The organism is Streptomyces sp. KMM 9044, assembly GCF_024701375.2.
Classification (GTDB): Bacteria; Actinomycetota; Actinomycetes; order Streptomycetales; family Streptomycetaceae; genus Streptomyces.
Genome location: NZ_CP113910.1, coordinates 6,989,147 through 7,009,117, shown reverse-complemented (window position 1 = coordinate 7,009,117; position 19,971 = coordinate 6,989,147). Strand labels below are relative to the sequence as shown.

Below are 19,971 nucleotides of genomic sequence, written 5' to 3'. Positions count from 1 at the left end.
TCTCCGGTCCGCACCGAGCCGAGGAGGCCAGCGATGCCGCACACCGCGGGATGGAAGGCCCGTCTCCACCTCTTCGAGGACGAGGGAACGACGAAGGCACGCGCGGTGGTCGATACCGGAAGCACGGTGCTTACCGGCCACGGGGCCGCGCACCGTAATCCGGCGGACCTGGAGATGCCGGAGATCGGCGACGAACTGGCAGTGGGCCGGGCCACGGAGGACCTCGGCCGGCAGCCGGTGGACGCCGCCGGGCGCGACATCGAGGGCATGGGCGCATCGGGGCCGGTCTCCCGTCCGGTTTCCGGCTGGCTCATGTGACCGACGGGGTGAAGCGGCCGGGGCGCCTCGCGGGGAGGCAGGGCAACGGGGTTCTCACGGTGCGTGTCCCGGAGGCAGGGCAGCCCGAGCCGCCGAACTGCACGCGTGGCACGTTGGACATGGCAACACTCTGAGCAAAGGGCGGCAATCATGCGAGCTCACCTCGGCGACCACCTCGTCATCGAAAGCCCGGCGACCGGCGTCACCAGGCGCGACGGCGAGATCATCGGGCTCCACCACAAGGACGGAACGCCCCCGTACGATGTGCGCTGGTCGGACACACAGGCGGTGGCACTCGTGTTTCCCGGGCCCGACGCGCACATCCTGCATCCGGGACACGAGCCCGCGACCGTCCAGGAACCGCACACGTCTCGGGAACCGTCCCGTGGGCCGGGCGCGGCCGGGACGGGTGCCGGCTCCGGTGCGCCCCCGCCGGCCGGCGCACCCCACTCCAGTGACCTCGGCCGGCGGGTGGCCACCGAACGCGCGCGCCAGGGTCTGACCAGGTCCGAGACGGCCCGCCGCGCCAGGATGGCGCCCGAGTACCTCGCGTACCTCGAGGAACACCAGGCCGATCCGAGCCTGGCGACGCTCGTCAACCTGGCCTCGGCACTGAACACCACGGTCCACGCCCTGCGCGGCGGCGGCACCGACATGCCACCGGGCCGGGGAATGGCGCTCGCCCATCCCCGGCTCCTGGACCTCGGCCCCGAGGAATGCCGCACCCTGCTGTCCACGCACGGGGTGGGGCGCGTCGCGGTGTCGACCGTGGACGGCCCGGCGGTCGTCCCGGTGAACTACGACGTCGTCGACGACGCGATCGTTTTCCGGACCTCCCCCGGCTCCGTCCCCGCGGCGGCCGTGGGATCGGACACCGCCTTCGAGGTCGACCACATGGACGAGGCCATGAGCCAGGGCTGGAGCGTGCTCGCCGTCGGCCCCGCGCGGCTGGTCACGGACCCCGGCAGCATACGGCGGCTGGACGAAAACGCCCACACCGCTCCGTGGGCCGGGGACGAACGCGAGATGTGGGTGTCGATCCGGCCCACCAGTCTGACCGGACACCGCATCACTCCGGCCGGCCGGTGAGCGGCACCTTCGCCCGGATCGTGTTCCGCCGACCGGGCCCGCGAGCCCGGCCCCACCCCGATCCGAACCACAGGACCCGGCGAAGGAAGACCCCGGTGAACCAACGACCCGAACCGGAACCGCTGTCCGACGAGCGTGTGGCCGCCCTGGTCCGCGACGCCGCTGCGGCGCCGTCGATGCACAACGTCCAGCCGTGGCGCTTCCGCTACGTCCGGGGCAGCCGCACCCTCCACCTGCGAGCGGATCCCGGCCGCGTCCTGTCGCACGCCGACCCGGACAGCCGCGCCCTGCACCTGGGCTGCGGCGCCGCTCTGCTGAACCTGCGGGTCGCGGCGGTCCACGAGGGCCTGCACCCGGCGATTCGCCTGCTGCCCGACCCGGCCGACTCCGCGCTGCTCGCCTCGGCGCGGCTGACCGGACTCGGGAGCGGTGAAAACGACCTCGCCCCCCTGTATCCGGCGATTCCCCAAAGGCACAGCAGCCGCTTCCCGTTCGACGGGACGGAGATACCCCAGGAGGTGCGCGCGGCCCTCGTCGGCGCCGCACGCCATGAGGGAGCGATGCTGGCCTTCTCGTCCTCGTGGCACCTCGACGAGGTGCTGCGGCTGCTCGAGGAGGCCGAGGCACGCAACCTCTCCGACCGCGGCAGCGACGAGGACCTGGCGCGATGGACCCGCATCGACGCCCCGTCCGAGGAGAAGGTCTCGGACGGGGTGCCCGGCTACGCCTTCGGACCACGCAAACGGGGCGGCAAGGCCCCCATGCGCGACTTCGCCGGGCACAGGCCGGTGGCGGGCCGTGGCAGCGCCGAGTTCGAACGGACGCCGCAGCTGGCCGTCCTCAGCACGTTCCGTGACGGCCCCGAGGACTGGCTGCGCGCCGGGCAGGCCATGGAGCGCGTCCTGCTGCTGGCCACTCTGGAAGGCCTGTCCAGTTCCTTCGCCACCCAGGCCCTCGAGTGGGGCGACCTGCGCTGGCCCCTGCGCGACCCCGTGTCGGGCGCAGGCCACACACAGATCGTGCTGCGCCTCGGATACGGCCCCACAGGCCCCGCCACACCACGCCGACCGGTGCCGGACGTACTCGACATCCAGCCTTGACGCGCCTTCGAGCCGGCTCTCTGCGAACCGCCGGGCCTGTTCGCCGGCCTCGGTGGTGGTACGCCTCAGGATCAGGAAGACCTCCGGCAGGTCGCTGAGGCTGCGGCGGTTCGCGGGCAGTGTGACCGTACTGGCAGGGGATCTGCCATCGCCCGCACAGGAGGGAAGGTGAGGGACATCATGGAGCCCCCGCTTGTCGCAGGCGTCGACGGATCGGACTGCAGCCTTCAGGCAGTGGACTGGGCGGTGGACTGGGCGGTGGACGAAGCGGCACGCCTCGGCGTGCCCGTGCGCCTCGTCCACGCCTCCTTGTGGGAACGCTACGAAGGAGCCCGCCCCTCCCTCAGGACCGATCGCCCCGCCGAACAGGTCATGGCGCAGCACATCATCGCCTCGAGCCTGGAACGTGCCCGGCTGCGCAATCCCGAGGTGAAGGTGTCGGGCGACGTGCTGCCCGACGATGCCGTGTCCGCGCTACTGCAGGCGGGGCGCGAGGCATCAGCCCTGGTCACCGGCTCACGCGGGAGAGGCGAGGTGGCCGGGCTGCTGCTGGGCTCGGTCAGCCTCACGGTGGCTGCCCGCGCGTTGTGTCCGGTCCTCGTCGTCCGCGGCTCGGAGCGCAGCCGGCAGGGCCTCTTCGGTCGGGTGGTGATCGGGGTCGGCACGAGGTCTCTTGTGGTCTCCACGGCAGCCGCCAGGGCTTTCTCTCCTTCCACCCGCAGTGTCTCGTGGTGGGGCTGGACATCCACGTGACGCGTGTCGTGCAGGGGCGGTACGGACAGCAGAAGACGCACGGCGCCCCCCGTCGAGGCGGCCGGGGTGGCCTACGCAAGAGCCGGACGGGACGAGTCCTTCGGATCCGCTCCGACAAGGATCTCGTTGCACACACCTGCTACCGCCATGGTTCCTCCTGGTCCGGCTCACCCGGCCAGGGCACGATTTCGACCGGACACCGGGCGTGGTGCAGAGCAGCGTGTCCCAGACGGCCGAGGGCCGGCCCCGAGCCCATGCCCCGGCGTCGGGCCCCCATCACCAGCAGATCGGCGCGAGCGGACACGTCCATGAGCGTGGCGGCGGTCGCGGTGCCCGCGCCGGCATCGGAGGTGACCTTGAGGGCGGGGTGGCTTCGGCGGACCACGGCAGCGAGGGCATCGGTCCTGGCCCGTGCCTGCGCCGTGATGTCGCCCGGGCCGTCGAGCGTGGTGACCAGGTTCCCGATGTGGGACAGGGGGTTCCACACGTTGATCAGATGCAGTGTTCCCTTGCGCAGCTCCGCCTCGGCTGCCGCCCGCCGCACCCAGTCGGCGTCCGTCTCGTCCCGAACGGCGGCAGCCACGACTCCCGTCTCGAGCCGGTCTGCCCGGCCTCGTACGACGACCACCGGGACGGAGGAGTGCGCGGCAACAGCCAGACTCACGGAGCCGAGCAACAGAGCGGGGAAGCCCCCCAGGCCTCTGCTGCCGACGACGACGGTCGCATCGGGTGCGGCCGCTTCCTGCAGAGCCGCCACCGCGTTCTTGTCGCTCAACTCGCGCTCCACCGGCAGCCTCGGGAAGTGCCCGTGAACCGCCTCCTGTGCCCCGGCCAGATACGCGCCCCCCGCTTCTCGCAGGCGCTCGGTCGTCTCGAACGCGGCGAAGCGGCCGAGCCGGTCCAGATCCGCCCCGAAGACAAGCCTCAGTTGCTGTCCTCGTCTGGCGGCCTCGCCCGCCGCCCACAGGACCGCCGCCCGCGACGACGCGGAGCCGTCGACGCCTGCGACAACCGCTCCGAGTGCGTTGCCGTGCCGGCTTGTGGAAGTCATGACTCCTCCTGGGGGCGCTCGTGCGGTGCCTGCCACGCTGTTCCCCGCGGTCGCCTGGGGGAACAGGGCCTCGTACTCACCATCTTGGTGTTCATGGGGTGCGTCGGCACCTTTGTCCCCGATGGGCTCCCTCGGTTGCGCGCCGTTCGAGGCGACGCCGCCGTCCGCCCGGGGAGCGCCGGCCCGTCGTCTGTTCCGTCTGCGCTCAGGGCGGCGACGGGGCAGGCGTTCCGCCGGGCGGAACCGTCGAGGGTTCCTGCCCGGGCCGCGGGGCCGCTCTGCGGGAACTATCCCTTCTCGTACGGATTTTCGGGCTGCTCGACGTGCCTGACATCGGTGGCGGCGAGCACGGGCGGCCACGCCTCGTCGGAGCCGAGCCTGCCCTCCGGCACCCAGGTGCCGGTGACGGACACCCAGCTGTCGACGGCAGGGGCGCCGGCCTCACGTATCTCGATCCTGTCCGACCGTGCGTCGGCGGCGCAGCAGGAGATGAGGAGCCGGGTCAGGTACCAGGTGCCCTCGTCGTCCTGGGTGACGAACCCGGTCATCCGGATCGTGCGGTTCTTCATCGTCCGGCCACTGTCGTAAAGGGCACGGGAGGTGAACTCGCCGAGAGCGAGGTCGACCGGGTCGCCCCCGGGCAGGGCGGGGAACGTACCGATGCCCTGAGCGGCGTATGTGGCCTTCTCCCGCTCGGCGCTGTACGAACCGAGGGCGGGCGGCGGGAAGAGCAGCAGGGACAGCGCCGGGACGACGAGCAGCCAGGCGACGCGGGGACCGCGGCTGTGGTCGTGCCCGTCCGCGTGCTCACGCCGGTCTTCGTCGCGGGTTTCCCCGCCCGCGACGACCGCACCGACGATGCCCAGCATCAGCAGCAGCACGCCCGACGCGATCAGGTACGGCCGCAGCCCTTGCTGCACGTACCGCAGGTACAGCTCGCTGAACAGCGAGCTGCGCAGCACCGCGCCTCCGCACAGGACCAGAACCAGCGCCGGACCGTAGCGCCTCACAGCAGCCACCACCCCACGAGCACACTGCTCACTACCGCGACGACCCATGTGGCCGCCGAGAACCGCACCGCGAAGTCCCGCCCGAAAGTACCCGCCTGCAACGCCAGCAGTTTCAGGTCCACCATCGGCCCGACGACCATGAACGCCAGCCGCGCCGTCGGCGAGAACCCGCTCAGCGAAGCGGCCACGAACGCGTCGGCCTCGCTGCACACGCACAGGACCACCGCCAGGACGGCCAGCAGCAGCACCGCCAGCCACTCCGACCCGGTGAAGACGTCCAGCACCGACAGGGGTACGGCGATGTTGAACGTCGCCGCAGCCGCCGCCCCGACGACCAGGAAGCCGCCCGCGTGCAGAAAATCGTGCTGCAGCCCGGCCCGGAAATCCTGCCACCGGGACCCGGACACCCCGGTCGTCGTACGTGTCTTGGCCAGTCGCAGCCACTCCTCCCGCCCGAACCGCGCCCACAGCCAGCCCATGACGACGGCGGTGGCGAGCGACGCGACGAACCGTGCCGGCACCATGCCCGGGCTGCCGGGGAAGGCGATGGAGGTGGAGACCAGCACCACCGGGTTGATGGCGGGCGCCGACAGGAGAAAGGCGAGCGCGGCCGCCGGAGCCACCCCGCGCCGCATCAGGCTCCCGGCCACCGGCACGGACGCGCACTCGCACCCTGGCAGTACGACACCGGCGGCGCCCGCGACGGGAACGGCGAGCGCCGGATTGCGCGGCAGCAGCCGGCTGAGAACCCGCTCGGACACGAAGGCCCCGATGGCCGCCGAGACCAGCGTGCCGAGCAGCAGGAAGGGGATCCCCTGTACGACGACCGCTGTGAACACCGTCCACCAGGCGGCCACCGGCGGGGTGTAGAGATCGATGACGAGCATCGGCCCGAGAACCGGGACGACCGTGGCGATCACGATGAGCGCACCACCGCCCACCACCACGTACACGAGGGTGCGCACGACCAGACGCACCACATCAGCAGCCGAGCCCCGCCGGCTCTCCACGTATTCCTGCTTCTCCACGCTTCTGTTCCCCGCCCTCGGCGTCGTCCCGTCCCGGGCAGCCCGGTGCGTCGGGGCACGGGAGACCGGCGGCTCCGTTGGTGACGTGCATCGGGGAAGCCCGAGAGCCGCTCCGCCGCCGGGTGTCACATCCCGATACATGGATCAACGCTCAGATGAGTATAGATGTCGTTTTCATTCACGCCGGGCGCACGGCTCGCGGTGACGACTGCCCACTGTGCTTCCCTACGGCAACGGGGATCGTGGTGACGGGCGGGCCGACGGCGCGTCCGACTCGTGGCGCCCGCTGGGCCTCACGGCTGGAATCGGTGTCCGCCCCCGCGCGGCCCCCTCCGCATTCCCCGCCTGCCCCCTCCCGCGCACCAGGCCCTCCCGGGGACGGCTCGGGGGCGTACCCGATCAGCGAGAGCCCGGGTCCGGTCCGTACGCGCCGTCGGCCCCACGGAGCCGTCGCCGTTCACCTCCTGGCGAGCGGCACCAGACGGAGTGCGAAGCGCCTCGGGTGAGCGTTTTCCGGTCCCGGACGCCCCGAGGCACCGCCCGACGCGGCAACGCCACCGAAGCCCTCCAGGATCAGTCCGTGGAGAACGGACTCCAGGCGAGGAAAGCCCGAGTCAACCCTCGCGGGCGGCCGGGTCATGAGCTCCGGCAGGCCGGAAGCTACGCGGAGACGCCTGGCACCGCGGACTCACGCGAAACCGGGCCGACAGCCCCGGAGCCGGGCTCACCGTCCTCGGCGACGGCCCGCAACGCCTCGGCGGTGCGGTCGATGCGCCGGGCCAGGAGATCGGCGGCCAGGCCGGCATCCCTGTCGGCCGCGGCCCTGCGGATCTCCTCATGCTCACGAGCAACGTTTCGCCCGTAGTCGTGCCCCACAGGGTGCGCCCAGTGCCGGTAAATGGCCGCCGCGTCCCGGAGCGTCGTCGCCGCGGAGAGCAGTTGCTCGTTGCCACAGCCGTCGAGCAGCGCCTGGTGGAAGCGCTCGTGGACGTCGAACCATTCCCCGTTGGTGCCGCCCTCGACCATGACCGGGGTCGCGGCCGGGTGGTGGGCGGCGACCGCCTGCGCCTCCCCCTCGATGCCTCCACCACGCACGAACCAGCCGGAGCACCGTCGGCCCGATCTCGGTCCGCGCCTCGGTCAGCTCGTTGAGGCGCTTCAAAAGCAGGGTCATGACACTGAAGCCCTGCTGCGGCGTGGCGACCACCAGTCCCTGGCCGGACAGCCTGGTGGGAGCTTCCCGTACGACGGACTGGCTCACCGAGAACCGTCGCACCAGCTCCACCAGCCTCAGCCGCTGCCCCGGAGAGAATCCGGTCCTTGTCCACGCCGTAACCACGGGCACGCTTCCCTCGATGTGCCAGGGCGGACGCCGACACGATGGTGCAAGGCCGGGGAAAACCGGCCTGACGGGTACGGCCAAGGCCGAGCAGGCCCCACGCCGGATCACGCCCCGAAGAAGTCGTCGCCCACTTACACCGAACGCTCCGGATGCCACCTCACGTGACCTTCGTGGCCGCAAGGTCGATATTGTTTTCATAGGGCTTCCACCGACTCGCAGCCGACCCGCCACAAATAACTGACACAGCGTCACCAAAGTCGGCACCAGTGCCGCCGGAACCCGCTCACGACCGGCACGGAGTGCTACGGACCACCACGGTCGCGAACAGTCCACGTCTACCCTGACCAGCAAAGACACAAGTCAAGAACCCACCTGCCAAGCCCTCCAGGAGGTACCCGTGAAGATGCTCATCAACGTGCCGGAGACCGTAGTCGCTGATGCCTTGAAGGGGATGGCTGCGGCGCATCCCGAGCTTGCGGTGGATGTGGAGAACCGGGTGATCGTCCGGCGGGACGCTCCCGTGGCCGGGAAGGTGGGTCTGGTCTCCGGCGGAGGTTCCGGACACGAGCCGCTGCACGGCGGGTTCGTGGGGCCCGGGATGCTCTCGGCGGCCTGCCCCGGAGAGGTCTTCACCTCTCCCGTACCCGACCAGATGGTACGGGCGGCGACTGCCGTGGACAGCGGCGCCGGGGTGCTGTTCGTCGTGAAGAACTACACCGGTGACGTGCTCAACTTCGATATGGCCGCCGAGCTGGCCGAGGACGAGGGCATCCAGGTCGCGAAGGTACTGGTCGACGACGATGTCGCGGTGACCGACAGTCTCTACACCGCGGGCCGGCGCGGCACCGGTGCGACGTTGTTCGTGGAGAAGATCGCGGGCGCGGCGGCCGATGAGGGGCAGCCGCTGGAGCGGGTGGAGGCTCTCGCCCGGCAGGTCAATGAGAACTCCCGCAGTTTCGGCGTGGCCCTGACCGCTGTCACCACACCCGCCAAGGGCAGCCCCACCTTCGATCTGCCGGCGGGCGAGCTGGAGCTGGGCATCGGCATCCACGGCGAACCGGGCCGGGAACGACGGCCGATGATGACCTCGGGCGAGATCGCCGAGGCCGCCGTCGATGCGATCCTCCACGACCTCACACCGCGCAATCCGGTCCTGGTCCTGGTCAACGGCATGGGCGCGACCCCGCTGCTGGAGCTGTACGGCTTCAACGCCGAGGTGCAGCGGGTGCTCGGCGAGCGCGGTGTCCCCGTCGTACGGGTACTCGTGGGCAACTACGTGACGTCGCTCGACATGGCGGGGGCCTCGGTCACCCTGTGCCAGGTCGACGAGGAGACACTGCGGCTGTGGGACGCGCCGGTGAAGACCCCGGGACTGCGCTGGGGCATGTGAGGAACGCCGGACAGAGGATTCACAGTTCCCCGTACGCGAGGAGTTCCAGTGCTCGATGCCGACTTTTTCCGCCGGTGGATGGCGGTGACCGCCGCCTCCGTCGACCGTGAGGCGGAGCGGCTCACCGCTCTCGACTCGCCCATCGGTGACGCCGACCACGGCAGCAACCTCCAGCGCGGGTTCAGTGCGGTGCGGGCCGCGCTGGACAAGGAGCCGCCCGCGACGCCCGGCGCCGTGCTCACCCAGGCCGGACGGCTGCTGATCTCGACGGTGGGCGGCGCCTCCGGACCCTTGTACGGGACGCTGCTGCGCCGCACCGGCAAGGCACTCGGCGACGCCACCGAGGTGAGCAGGCAGCAGCTGGCCGAGGCACTGGGCACCGGGGTGGACGCGGTGCGGCAGCTCGGAGGCGCGGCCCCGGGCGACAAGACGATGATCGACGCGCTGATGCCCGCGGTGGACGCGCTCGGCGACTCCTTCGCCGCGGCGCGGGCCGCCGCCGAGGAGGGTGCGGTGGCCACGACGCCGCTGCGGGCCCGCAAGGGCCGGGCCAGTTACCTGGGCGAGCGGAGCGTCGGACACCAGGATCCCGGGGCCGCCTCGTCGGCCCTGCTGATCGCGGGCCTCGCCGACGCCTCCGAGGCCGTCGAAGCCGGGGGACTCTCCGGTGAGTGACGGCGGGAAACTGGTGGGCATCGTCCTGGTGTCGCACAGTGCTCAGGTGGCGGCGTCGGTGGCCGAGATGGCCAAGGACCTGGCGGGCGCCGGCAGGGCGGTGCCCGTGGCCCCCGCGGGCGGCACGCAGGACGGAGGTCTCGGTACGAGCGCCGACCTCGTCGCCGCCGCGGCCTCGTCCGTCGACCGCGGCGCCGGGGTCGCCGTCCTGGCCGACCTCGGCAGCGCGGTGCTCACCGTGAAGGCGCTGCTCACCGAGGTCGACGAACTGCCGAAGGACACCCGGCTGGTGGACGCGCCCTTCGTGGAGGGCGCGGTCGCCGCGGTGGTCACAGCCTCGACGGGAGCGGACCTCGCGGCGGTGGCGGCCTCGGCGGAGGAGGCGTACACCTACCGGAAGACCTGACGAGCACGGGTGTGGCCGAAAGGAACGGGCGGGTGGTCCGGCTCAGCCGCCGTCCACGAATCGCTGGGCCAGTTCCTCCCCGGCCGCCACCGCGGCCTTCCGGTCCTCGATGGGAGTCACCCGGCTGTCCTTGAACACGATGTAGGTGACACCGGAGGGTGTGCCGCCGCTCCGCGGGTCGGGATCGATACCGAGCGCCTCGGCGGTCGCGTAGGACGCCTCACCGATGATGCCGGCGGGGCCGGTGTCGCCGACCACCGCGTACTGCACCTGGTCGCCGTACACGACGGCCACCACCGAGCCGCCGCGGACACCGTGCGCCCGGTAGTCCCAGAGCGCGCTCGGCACCGGCACCACCACGAAGGGGAGGGTCGCGGAGTTCAGCGGACGGCCGTCGGACTGCGCGAACGCCGTGGAGGCGGAGAAGTACGGGTCGGTGGCCGAGCTGCAGCGGGTGCTGGGCTGTCCGTCGCAGTCGATGTCCATGTCGGCCTTCCAGAACACGGCCTCGTCGGTGCCGCACACCGGGATGGTGGCGGGGGCACCCTGGTCGCTCCGGTACTTGCCTCGGGAGACGGGGGTGCAGTCACGCACCTCGGCCAGGAGGTCGGCGGCGTCGACGGAGCCCCCCTGTTGCGCGGCCGGCGATTCCGAGCGGACCTGCGACGAGGTGCTGTGGAGCATCGTGGGGGTGAGCACGGCGACGCCGGCCACGGCCAGTGCGAGCGACTGGACAGGTATCACGGTTGACGGGCCTCTCGTAGGGGACACGGACGGGCACTCCGCCCCGGCCCAATCTCGTGCCGGACCCCTGGCGCGGCCACCTCAGCAGGGCCGTACGGTGCATGTCCGGGCGGTGGGCCGGGCGCTCGAGCCGGCGCCGGTGTCCGTACGCGGCGGGGGTGTCGCCGGATCCACGGCACCACCCTCTTGATGTGGTCACGTCATACACGTCACCATGAGTCCGGTCCATTGGTCCGGACCATTCCCGTGCGTCGTCGGGAGGCGGAGGCGTGCGAAGCGTTCCTGCTGCCGTTGCCGTGCCCCCGCACCGCCCTCTCCCGCCGCGCGGCGGTGCGCTCCGCTCGTCCCTCCCGCTCCGCGGCGCGCTCACTCCGGTCCTTCTCCTCCTCGTCTCCTGCGGGGGCGGGTCCGGAGCCGGCAACGGGGACGGCGGGCAGCCGCCCGGAGCACCGGCGGGGGTCACGGCCGAGGCCGGCAGCGCCACCCGTGTGCATGTCATGTGGGACACCGTCGCAGCCGCGAGCGCGCGGGTGCCCCGGTACGAGGCGCACCGGGGCACCACAAAGGTCAAAAGGTGCCCGGTTCCAGGCACATGGCGGATGTCACCAGGCTTCAACCCTCCACCACGTACTCCTTCACCGTTCGGGCGCGGGACGCGGAAGGGCGGCTCGGGCCGCGCAGCCGGGAGGTACGGGCGACGACGCCGGCCGACCGGTCCGCGCCCAGCCGTCCCTCGGACCTCGACTCTGCTGCCCAATTGCGGAGAGTGACGCCGGCCTGTCGACGGGACGCATGGAACGGGTCTCGCGAGGAAGCGGTCCAGCCCCGGCCGGCCCCTCTCGGATGCGGTGCGTGACCATCCCTCGAACGGAGCAGCAGAGTCGACCTCGACTCTGCTGCGCAATTACCCGGCGTGATGACGCCGTGCCGATACGGCCTTCAGAGCGCGTCGCAGATGCAGGCAGGCCGGGCGCGGCCGAGCCCTGAAAGCACGGCACGTGATCGCTCGCCGAATGGAGCAGCAGAGTCGACCTCCGCGGCAAAGCGGTCGGCAACAGGGCGGCCCAGCTGTCCTGGTCCGCCTCGACGGACGACCGGGGAGTCCTGTCGTACGACGTGCACCAGGGAGAAACGAAGATCCACAGTGCCGGCGGGAGCCAGACGGCCTCCGTGGTGACGGGGCTTGGGCCGGGCACCCGCTACTTCTTCACGGTCCGGGCGCGGGACGCGGCCGACAACCTGTCTCCCGCCGGTTCTCCCCTCCGCCTGACCACACCGGGCAGCGACGACGGCCGCGCCGCGGCACCCACCGGTTTCCGCGCCGCGGGCCACCGGGCCGAGGGTGCCTACCACATCGACCTCAGCTGGGTGCCGCCGCGTGCGGACGGGGTGATCGCGGAGTACCAGGTGCCACTGGACGGCCGCCCGGCCGCCTCCGTCGTCCACGGGGGCAGGCACCGCGCGACCGGGCGACGTACAGCTTCTACGCGGGACGGGAGGCGGAGGTCAGCCATCGGATACGGATCCGGGCCAGGCTGCCGGACGGAACCTGGGGCGGATTCTCCGCGGAGCGCACGGTGACGACGGGCCCGAGGCGCTGAGCCGAGACGAACGGACCGGGCCGGGCCGAGGGACGGGTTCGACCGGATGACGGGCGTCGTCACCTGCCCGGCGGCGGCCGGAATGCGCCGCGGGCCGGGTGCGCATTGGCTGGGCCCGTGGCAGCACGGGCGCTCCCCGACCCTCGGCGGCGCAAGGGATGTACCGCCGGCCGTGCCGCCGGAAGGCAGTTCACATGCGCTACTCGAAGTCCCTGGCTCGTTCCGCTCTGACCTTCGCAGCCGCCGCCGCGCTGCCCCTGGCACTGGCCGGGCCGGCCGCCTCGGGTCCCGGCATCTCCGTGAGTACGACCGGTTCGACCGTCTCCGTGACGACCACCGCGTGCGCCCAGCTCAACGGCAGCTGGGGCACCGCCTCCCTGCTCGACAGCAACCAGTCGAATTTCTCCGAGGGCCGTCAGGTCGCCCTGTCGGGGACCGGCGCGGGGCAGTCCGCCGCATGGTCGGACGTCGGCTCGGGCACCCACACGGTGATCGTGATGTGCTCGAACGGGACGACCGCGGGCACCCAGTCCATCGTCGTCTCTCCCGGCGCCACTCCCACCCCCGGCCCTTCGGTCACCGCCTCGCCCTCGCCCTCCCTCGGAGTGATGGGCGGCATCGGAGGGAGCTCCACGGACTACGGAACGGTGACGCTGGTGGCGGGCGGCGCGCTCGTCGGTACCGGTCTCGTCGCCACGGCCTGGTACCTGCGCCGACGCAACAAACCGAACCGTTTCTGAGACGGCGCCGGTCGCCATCACGTCCGACGCGCTCCGGCCGGGCGGCCGGCGTCACGCCCGTCCGGAGCCCGGACCGTCCGGCTCCGCACGCCGGGAGCCGGACGGTTTTGCATGCGCGGGGCCCTGCGGTTCGGTCCCCTCGGCGTCCGCCGGCCGCGCGTTCGCCGTGATCTTCGCACTGTCCGCGTTCACCGCGTTCTGCGCGTTCTGCGCGTTCTGCGCGTTCTGCGCGTTCTGCGCGTTCTGCGCGTTCTGCGCGTTCTGCGCGAACTCGGGGATCTCCGCGAACTCCGCGAGCGCGTGCCCGAGCCACCCGGTCCAGAAGGTCTCCAGGTCGATGCCGGCCCGGAGCACCAGGTGCCGGAGCCGGTCGTCCGGGGCGTCCCTGCCGGACGGGAAGTCCCGTCGTTCGATTTCCTGGTACTCCGCCAACTGCCTTTCGTGCAGATCCAGATGGCGGCGGAGATCGGCCTCGAGGCCCTCGGCGCCGACCACCGCCGCCGCCCTCAGCCGCAGCAGCAGCGCGTCGCGCATCGGCTTGGGGTCCTGCGACGTGGAGGCCCAGCGGGCCAGTTCGACGCGGCCCGCGGGCAGGACCTCGTAGGCCTTCTTCTGTCCGCGGGCGGGCTGTCCGGCGGACAGGGCCCGGATCAGGCTCTCGGCCTCCAGTTTCCCCAGTTCACGGTAGATCTGCTGATGCGTCGCAGACCAGAAGTAGCCGATCGACTTGTCGAAGCGACGGGTCAGCTCCAGCCCCGACGACGGCTTCTCGAGCAGGGCGGTGAGGATCGCGTGCGGGAGTGACATGATCCCATCCTAGGGACGGCCCGAGGCCGGCTCAGAGAGCCGCCGCCAGCTCCGTTCCCTGCTTGATGGCCCGCTTGGCGTCCAGCTCGGCGGCCACGTCGGCGCCGCCGATCAGATGGACGGGACGGCCGGCGGCGACCAGTTCCTCGTACAGGTCGCGGCGCGGTTCCTGGCCGGTGCACAGGACGATCGTGTCCACCTCCAGGACGGTGCTCTCGCCGTCGACGGTGACGTGCAGTCCCGCGTCGTCGATACAGTCGTAGCGCACGCCGGAGACCATGGTGACGCCGCGGTGCCTCAGTTCGGCGCGGTGGATCCAGCCGGTGGTCTTGCCCAGGCCCGCGCCGACCTTGGAGGTCTTGCGCTGGAGCAGGTGGACGGTGCGCGGCGGGGCGGGCCGCTCGGGCACGGCGAGGCCGCCGGGCGTGCGGTGGTCCATGTCGACGCCCCACTGGCGGAAGTACGTCTCGGGGTTCTCGTGCGCCTTGTCACCGCCGTCGGTGAGGAACTCGGCGACGTCGAAGCCGATGCCGCCCGCACCGAGGACGGCGACCCGGTCGCCGACGGGGGCGCCGTCGCGCAGGACGTCGAGGTAGCCGAGCACGCTCGGGTGGTCGACGCCGGGGAGGTCGGGGACGCGCGGGATGACGCCGGTGGCGACGACGACCTCGTCGTGGCCTGCCACGTCGCCGGCCGTGACCCGGGTGTCCAGGCGTACGCCGACGGCCAGTTCGGCGAGCCTGGTGCGGTAGTAGCGCAGGGTCTCGTCGAACTCCTGCTTGCCGGGGACCTTGCGGGCGACGTTGAGCTGACCGCCGACCTCGCTCGCGGCGTCGAAGAGGGTGACGTCGTGGCCGCGTTCGGCGGCGCTGACGGCACACGCGAGGCCGGCCGGTCCGGCGCCGACGACTGCGACGCGCTTGCGGCGCCTGGTCGGGGACAGCACCAACTCGGTCTCGTGGCAGGCGCGCGGATTGACCAGGCAGGAAGTGATCTGGAGGTTGAAGGTGTGGTCCAGGCAGGCCTGGTTGCAGCCGATGCAGGTGTTGATCGCCTCGGGCCGGCCGTCCGCAGCCTTGGCCACGAAGTCGGGATCGGCGAGCATCGGGCGGGCCATCGACACCATGTCGGCGTACCCCTCGGTGAGCAACTGCTCGGCGAGTTCGGGGGTGTTGATCCGGTTGGTGGTGACGAGCGGGACCGAGACCTCGCCCATCAGCCGCTTGGTCACCCAGGTGTAGGCACCGCGCGGTACGGAGGTGGCGATGGTGGGGATGCGGGCCTCGTGCCAGCCGATGCCCGTGTTGATGATCGTGGCACCGGCCGCCTCGACGGCCCTGGCCAGCGTGATCACCTCGTCCAGGGTCGAGCCGCCGGGGACGAGGTCCAGCATGGAGAGCCGGTAGATGAGGATGAAGTCCTCGCCGACTGCCTCGCGCACCCGGCGGACGACCTCGAGGGGGAAGCGCGTCCGGTTCTCGTACGAGCCGCCCCAGCGGTCGGTGCGGTGGTTGGTCTGCGCGGCGATGAACTCGTTGATCAGGTAGCCCTCGGAGCCCATGATCTCAACTCCGTCGTAACCGGCCTGCCGGGCGAGGCGGGCGGTCTGGGCGTAGTCGTCGATGGTGCGCTCGATGTCCGCGTCGGTCAGTTCGCGGGGTGTGAACGGACTGATCGGCGCCTTGAGGGGGCTGGGGGCGACCAGGTCCCGGTGGTAGGCGTACCGGCCGACGTGCAGGATCTGCAGAGCGATGCGTCCGCCCTCGCGGTGCACGGCCTCGGTGATGACTCGATGCCGTTCCGCCTCCCCGTCCGTGGTGAGCTTCGCGCCGCCCTCACCGACCCGCCCCTCGTCATTGGGCGCGATGCCTCCGGTGACGATGAGGCCGACACCGCCGCGGGCGCGGGCTGCGTAGAACTCTGCCAGGCGTGTGAAGCCGTTCTCGGCCTCCTCCAGGCCTACGTGCATGGAGCCCATGAGAACCCGGTTGGGCAGAGTGGTGAAGCCCAGGTCGAGGGGGGTCAGCAGGTGCGGGTAACGGCTCATCGGGCCCTCCGTGCGCGGTGTGGTCCCTCTGTTGTAGAGGACGCGCACCCGCTTGTGCAACTAGTTGCACAAGCGGGTGGAGGGCACACCGGCCCGGCGGCGGTCACCGGCTTTCGAGGCGGACGTGCAACTCCTCCTCCTGGTCGCCGGAGACCGTGCTCAGATCGTGCACCGTGAACAGGTCGTCCAGGGTGGCGCGGAACCGGTCGATCGCCCAGTAGCCGCCGTGCACGTCGGCGTCGACCGAGGACGCCAGCCGCACCGGGCCGCCCGGGCGGGCGCCGCCCTCGTGCGGGTCGGCGACGTCGAACGTGCCGAGCCACACCGTCGGACGGGTGTCGGAGAACTCCTCCGGTATGTCGTCGGAGCGCCGGTCGGACGTGAAGTACGCACCCAGTGCGTCGAACACGATCTGTACGTCGTGCCTGTCGCACCCGCTGAGCTCGACCGAGACGGATTCCGGGTGCGGCCGTTCGCTGCCCATGGTGATCGCTCCTCTCCTCGCCACGCCTTGCCAGGCCGTGTCATGCCTTGGCAAGGGGCGTTCCCGGCTTTCTCCCGGCAAAACACCTTGTGCGCGGAGGTACCTCCGCGCACGACCGGCGTGCCCGCGCGATCGCGGGGCACCCGGCGGAGGGAGGAAGGACGGTGGAGAAGACAGCGCAAGAGGCGGAAGATCACCCCCACGCGCGGTAGAACAGGTGATGTCGGCACCGTCACGACGCGCTGCGGAGATCGGCGAAGGCGGGGCGTGCGATGAGTTCATCCGGGTCACCCCTGGTCGAGGGCGACGGAGACGGAGCGGTCCCCGGACCTGTCCGTCCCAGTGGGCTGCTCGACGTGCTGCGCGTGGCCTCGGTGGTGCTGGACCCCGAGGGCCGGATCGTGCTGTGGAGCCCTCAGGCCGAGGAACTGTTCGGGTACGGCGCCGAGGAGGCACTGGGTCGGTACGCCGCCCGGATCATGGTGCACGAGCGGTATCTGGATCTGGTCGTCAAGCTGTTCTCCGACGTCATGCAGACCGGGCGGAGCTGGGCCGGGGCGTTTCCCATCCGGCGCAAGGACGGCAGCACCCGGCTCGTGGAGTTCCGCAACGTGCGGCTGACCGACGACCAGGGTGCCGTCTACGCCCTCGGTCTCGCGGTCGACCAGGCAACCGTGCGCCGGATGGAGCAGGACGTGGCGCTGTCCACCCGGATCGTCGCCCAGTCCCCGATCGGGCTGGCTGTCCTGGACACCGACCTGCGCTACGTCTCGGTCAACCCGGCACTCGAACGGCTCAACGGCGTCCCGGTCGAGGAACACCTGGGCCGCACGGTCCCCGAGGTACTGCCGCAGCTGGACACCGGCACCGTCGAGGCCACCGCGAGGCAGGTCCTGGAGACGGGGGAGCCGGTCGTCGACCAGTTCATGATCGGCCGGACCCCGGCCGATCCCGACGAGGACCACGCCTGGTCCGCTTCCCTGTTCCGGCTGGAGAACGCGCTCGGCTCGGTGCTGGGCGTGGCCCTGTCGGTGGTGGACGTCACCGAGCAGCACCGGGCGGGCCTCGAGGCCGAGCGGGCCCGGCGCCGGCTCGCCGTCGTCGCCGACGCCTCGGCGCGGATCGGCACCACGCTCGACCTGGAGCGCACGGCGCGTGAGCTGGCCGAGGTGGCCGTACCGGAGCTGGCCGACGTGGCCGCCGTGGCCCTGCTGGACACGGTGGTCCTGGGCCGCCGCAGCGCCCTCGGTCCGGCCGAGTCGGCGGTGATCCGGGCACTGGCGGTAGAGGGCACGGGAGTCGGCTCGGGGGACGCCCTGCAAGCGGCCGACCAGCCGGGCGAGGTGGCCCGCTACGCCCCGGACCGGTTCGTCGCCGAGTGCGTACGCACCGCCCTGCCCGTGCTGGTGCCGCAGGTCAAGGATGAGGACCTGACCCGTATAGCCCGTTCCCCCCAGGCGGCCGAACTGCTGGGCCGGGCGGGTGTGCACTCGTATCTGGCCGTGCCGCTGATCGCGCACGGCGAGGTACTGGGCGCGCTCGACCTCAAGCGCGCCGGCAACCCGCTGCCGTTCGGCGAGGACGATCTGCTGCTGGCCCGGGAGCTGGCCGCCCGCGCGGCGGTGCAGATCGACAACGCCCGCTGGTACCAGAGCGCCCGCGACGCCGCACTCACCCTGCAGCGCAGCCTGCTGCCGAGCCACCCGCCCGTGACGGGCGGGCTCGAGGTCGCCTCCCGCTACCAGCCGGCGGGTGCCACCAGCGAGGTGGGCGGCGACTGGTTCGACGTGATCCCGCTGGACGGCGGCAGGAAGGCCCTCGTCGTGGGGGACGTGATGGGCAGCGGCATCCCGGCGGCGGCCACCATGGGGCGGCTGCGCACGGCGACGCATACGCTGGCCTCACTCGGTCTCGATCCCGCGGTGCTCCTGGAGCATCTCGACCGGATCACCGGCGATCTCGAAGACGCCATCGCCACCTGCGTCTACGTGGTCCACGACCCCCGTGAGCGGCAGTGCCTGATCGCCAACGCCGGGCATCTGCCGCCGGTGCGGGTCCGGGCCGGCGGTACCCCGGAACTGCTCGACCTGCCGACCGGGGTGCCGCTGGGGGTGGGCGGCGTCAAGTTCTCCACCACTGTCGTGGAACTCGAGCCCGGCGACCAGCTGGTTCTCTACACCGACGGTCTGGTCGAGACCCGGCACCACCCGCTGGACGAGCGCCTCGACCGCCTGCTCACGCTGCTGCGCGGCCGGCCCGACCACTCCCTCGAGGAGATGTGCGACCTGCTGCTGCGCACCCTGCACGAGCCCGACAACTTCGACGACGTGGCCCTGCTCATCGCCCGTGCCACCCTGCCCGGCGGTCCGGTCTCCCCCGGCCGTTCCGCCGCATCGGGCGGAGCTACGGTCTGACGCCGATCACGACATGGGCGTGCTCCTCCTCCGAGACGGCCAGACGGGTCCGCAGTCCGGCACCGGTGAAGGCGGCGACGGCAGCGGGGGCCTGGCGGCGACCGGTCTCCACCAGGAGGCAGCCGCCGGGTGCCAGCCACTCGGGGGCCCCGGCGGCCACCCGGCGCAGCACGTCGAGCCCGTCCGCACCGCCGTCGAGCGCGACGCGCGGCTCGTGGTCACGGGCCTCCGGGGGCAGCAGGCCGATCTCGTCGCTGGGTACGTAGGGCACATTGGCCGCGAGGATGTCGACCCGGCCGCGCACCGTGCCGGGCAGCGCGTCGAACAGGTCTCCGGCGTGCACCAGGCCGCCGAGGTCCGCGACATTGCGGCGGGCGCAGCGCACGGCTGCCGGATCGATGTCGGCGACGTGCAACTCGACCGTGCCGAGTCCGTCGGCCAGGGCGACGCCGACGGCACCCGAACCGCAGCACAGGTCCACGACGACGGACGCGTCGGGTGCCTGCGCGAGGGCCTGCGCCACGAGGAACTCGGTGCGGCGTCGGGGGACGAAGACCCCGGGGGCCACCGTGATCCGCAGGCCGCTGAACTCGGCCCAGCCGACGACGAGTTCGAGGGGCAGTCCGCGGACCCTGCGCTCGACCATCCCGGTCGCGTGGGCCGGGGTGGACGCGGCGGCGAAGATCAGTTCGGCCTCGGCCTCGGCGAAGACACAGCCCGCGGCGCGCAGCGCGGCCACGACGGAGCCCGGTGCGGCGGGCGGGGACGGAGCGACGGGAGAGGAAGAGACCGAGGAGGAAGCCCACGAGGAGCGGGAAGAACGGGACGGCATGGCGGCAGGAGCCTTTCGAGAGCCGAAGGATGCTCCCGCGGTCACCTACTGGGAGCGATCCGTGTCACTTCGTGGTGAGAGCACCCGACCTGACAGAGCGGTAATGGGTCTCACCCCCTGGCCGTCGACGACTGGGACCA

At 71.8% G+C, this 19,971-nt stretch carries 16 protein-coding genes and 5 pseudogenes; 11 read left to right on the top strand and 10 right to left on the bottom strand.

The annotated features are described in order from the left end of the window. Positions 1-33: 33 nt before the first annotated feature. The 4 genes and pseudogenes from HUV60_RS31480 to HUV60_RS31465 form a co-directional block, all read left to right on the top strand. Positions 34-318 carry a DUF1876 domain-containing protein gene (locus tag HUV60_RS31480; protein WP_257853444.1) on the top strand — a complete coding sequence of 95 codons (285 nt, stop codon included), beginning with the start codon at positions 34-36 and terminating at the stop codon, positions 316-318. 150 nt (positions 319-468) lie between these two features. Continuing rightward, the gene (locus HUV60_RS31475) at positions 469-1,407 is read left to right on the top strand and encodes a pyridoxamine 5'-phosphate oxidase family protein (RefSeq protein WP_257853443.1); all 939 of its coding nucleotides are present in this window, start codon (positions 469-471) and stop codon (positions 1,405-1,407) included. Between the two features lie 95 nt (positions 1,408-1,502). After that, complete coding sequence (locus HUV60_RS31470; RefSeq protein ID WP_443047463.1) at positions 1,503-2,507, top strand: Acg family FMN-binding oxidoreductase; 1,005 nt, start codon at positions 1,503-1,505, stop codon at positions 2,505-2,507. A 180-nt stretch (positions 2,508-2,687) separates the two neighbouring features. Beyond that, positions 2,688-3,206 (top strand): annotated as a pseudogene (locus HUV60_RS31465) (universal stress protein); the annotation flags it as partial. Positions 3,207-3,399: 193 nt separating this feature from the next. Here HUV60_RS31465 and HUV60_RS31460 read toward each other — a convergent pair. From HUV60_RS31460 to HUV60_RS31440, 5 genes and pseudogenes are all read right to left on the bottom strand, one after another. Beyond that, a complete protein-coding gene (locus HUV60_RS31460) occupies positions 3,400-4,311 on the bottom strand; it encodes a universal stress protein (RefSeq protein ID WP_257853441.1) in 912 nt (303 codons plus the stop codon). A 287-nt stretch (positions 4,312-4,598) separates the two neighbouring features. Next, entirely contained in the window at positions 4,599-5,321 is a 723-nt protein-coding gene (locus HUV60_RS31455) for a TIGR03943 family putative permease subunit (RefSeq protein WP_257853750.1), read from the bottom strand. Next, positions 5,318-6,349, bottom strand: coding sequence for a permease (locus HUV60_RS31450; protein WP_257853439.1), 1,032 nt, complete (start codon positions 6,347-6,349; stop codon positions 5,318-5,320). Before HUV60_RS31450 ends, HUV60_RS31455 begins: the two co-directional genes overlap by 4 nt. A gap of 660 nt (positions 6,350-7,009) precedes the next feature. Then, positions 7,010-7,444, bottom strand: a complete 435-nt coding sequence (locus HUV60_RS31445) for an FCD domain-containing protein (protein WP_257853437.1) — start codon at positions 7,442-7,444, stop codon at positions 7,010-7,012. Between the two features lie 139 nt (positions 7,445-7,583). Further along, a pseudogene (locus tag HUV60_RS31440) lies at positions 7,584-7,889 on the bottom strand (hypothetical protein); the annotation flags it as partial. Positions 7,890-8,088: 199 nt separating this feature from the next. On the opposite strand from HUV60_RS31440, the gene dhaK reads away from it, so the two are divergent. The 3 genes from dhaK to dhaM are packed head-to-tail and all read left to right on the top strand — an operon-like array spanning position 8,089 to position 10,162. Beyond that, positions 8,089-9,081: a dihydroxyacetone kinase subunit DhaK gene (dhaK, locus tag HUV60_RS31435; protein ID WP_257853436.1), complete on the top strand. Its 993-nt coding sequence runs from the start codon at positions 8,089-8,091 to the stop codon at positions 9,079-9,081. Between the two features lie 48 nt (positions 9,082-9,129). Further along, complete coding sequence (dhaL, locus tag HUV60_RS31430) at positions 9,130-9,756, top strand: dihydroxyacetone kinase subunit DhaL (protein ID WP_257853435.1); 627 nt, start codon at positions 9,130-9,132, stop codon at positions 9,754-9,756. Beyond that, positions 9,749-10,162, top strand: coding sequence for a dihydroxyacetone kinase phosphoryl donor subunit DhaM (dhaM, locus tag HUV60_RS31425; RefSeq protein WP_257853434.1), 414 nt, complete (start codon positions 9,749-9,751; stop codon positions 10,160-10,162). Before dhaL ends, dhaM begins: the two co-directional genes overlap by 8 nt. A gap of 42 nt (positions 10,163-10,204) precedes the next feature. On the opposite strand, the gene HUV60_RS31420 is transcribed toward dhaM, so the two are convergent. Further along, on the bottom strand, positions 10,205-10,903 hold the full coding sequence (locus HUV60_RS31420) for a glycoside hydrolase family 75 protein (protein ID WP_257853749.1): 699 nt from the start codon (positions 10,901-10,903) through the stop codon (positions 10,205-10,207). A gap of 299 nt (positions 10,904-11,202) precedes the next feature. Here HUV60_RS31420 and HUV60_RS31415 point away from each other — a divergent pair. From HUV60_RS31415 to HUV60_RS31405, 3 genes and pseudogenes are all read left to right on the top strand, one after another. Continuing rightward, positions 11,203-11,642: pseudogene (locus tag HUV60_RS31415) on the top strand (fibronectin type III domain-containing protein); the annotation flags it as partial. Between the two features lie 296 nt (positions 11,643-11,938). Next, a pseudogene (locus HUV60_RS31410) lies at positions 11,939-12,507 on the top strand (fibronectin type III domain-containing protein); the annotation flags it as partial. Positions 12,508-12,701: 194 nt separating this feature from the next. Continuing rightward, positions 12,702-13,247: a hypothetical protein gene (locus HUV60_RS31405; protein ID WP_257853433.1), complete on the top strand. Its 546-nt coding sequence runs from the start codon at positions 12,702-12,704 to the stop codon at positions 13,245-13,247. A gap of 273 nt (positions 13,248-13,520) precedes the next feature. On the opposite strand, the pseudogene HUV60_RS31400 reads toward HUV60_RS31405, so the two are convergent. The 3 genes and pseudogenes from HUV60_RS31400 to HUV60_RS31390 form a co-directional block, all read right to left on the bottom strand. Further along, positions 13,521-14,054 (bottom strand): annotated as a pseudogene (locus HUV60_RS31400) (PadR family transcriptional regulator); the annotation flags it as partial. A 31-nt stretch (positions 14,055-14,085) separates the two neighbouring features. Next, complete coding sequence (locus tag HUV60_RS31395) at positions 14,086-16,101, bottom strand: NADPH-dependent 2,4-dienoyl-CoA reductase (RefSeq protein ID WP_257853432.1); 2,016 nt, start codon at positions 16,099-16,101, stop codon at positions 14,086-14,088. A 103-nt stretch (positions 16,102-16,204) separates the two neighbouring features. Further along, positions 16,205-16,585 (bottom strand): hypothetical protein, encoded by a 381-nt coding sequence (locus tag HUV60_RS31390; protein ID WP_257853431.1) that lies wholly within the window; start codon positions 16,583-16,585, stop codon positions 16,205-16,207. 272 nt (positions 16,586-16,857) lie between these two features. Between HUV60_RS31390 and HUV60_RS31385 the strand changes: the two genes are divergently transcribed. Next, the gene (locus HUV60_RS31385; RefSeq protein WP_257853430.1) at positions 16,858-18,999 is read left to right on the top strand and encodes a SpoIIE family protein phosphatase; all 2,142 of its coding nucleotides are present in this window, start codon (positions 16,858-16,860) and stop codon (positions 18,997-18,999) included. Here the strand turns inward: HUV60_RS31385 and HUV60_RS31380 are convergent. Next, positions 18,989-19,831 carry a putative protein N(5)-glutamine methyltransferase gene (locus HUV60_RS31380; RefSeq protein ID WP_257853429.1) on the bottom strand — a complete coding sequence of 281 codons (843 nt, stop codon included), beginning with the start codon at positions 19,829-19,831 and terminating at the stop codon, positions 18,989-18,991. The two genes, HUV60_RS31385 and HUV60_RS31380, sit on opposite strands and share 11 nt — an antisense overlap. Positions 19,832-19,971 lie beyond the last annotated feature (140 nt).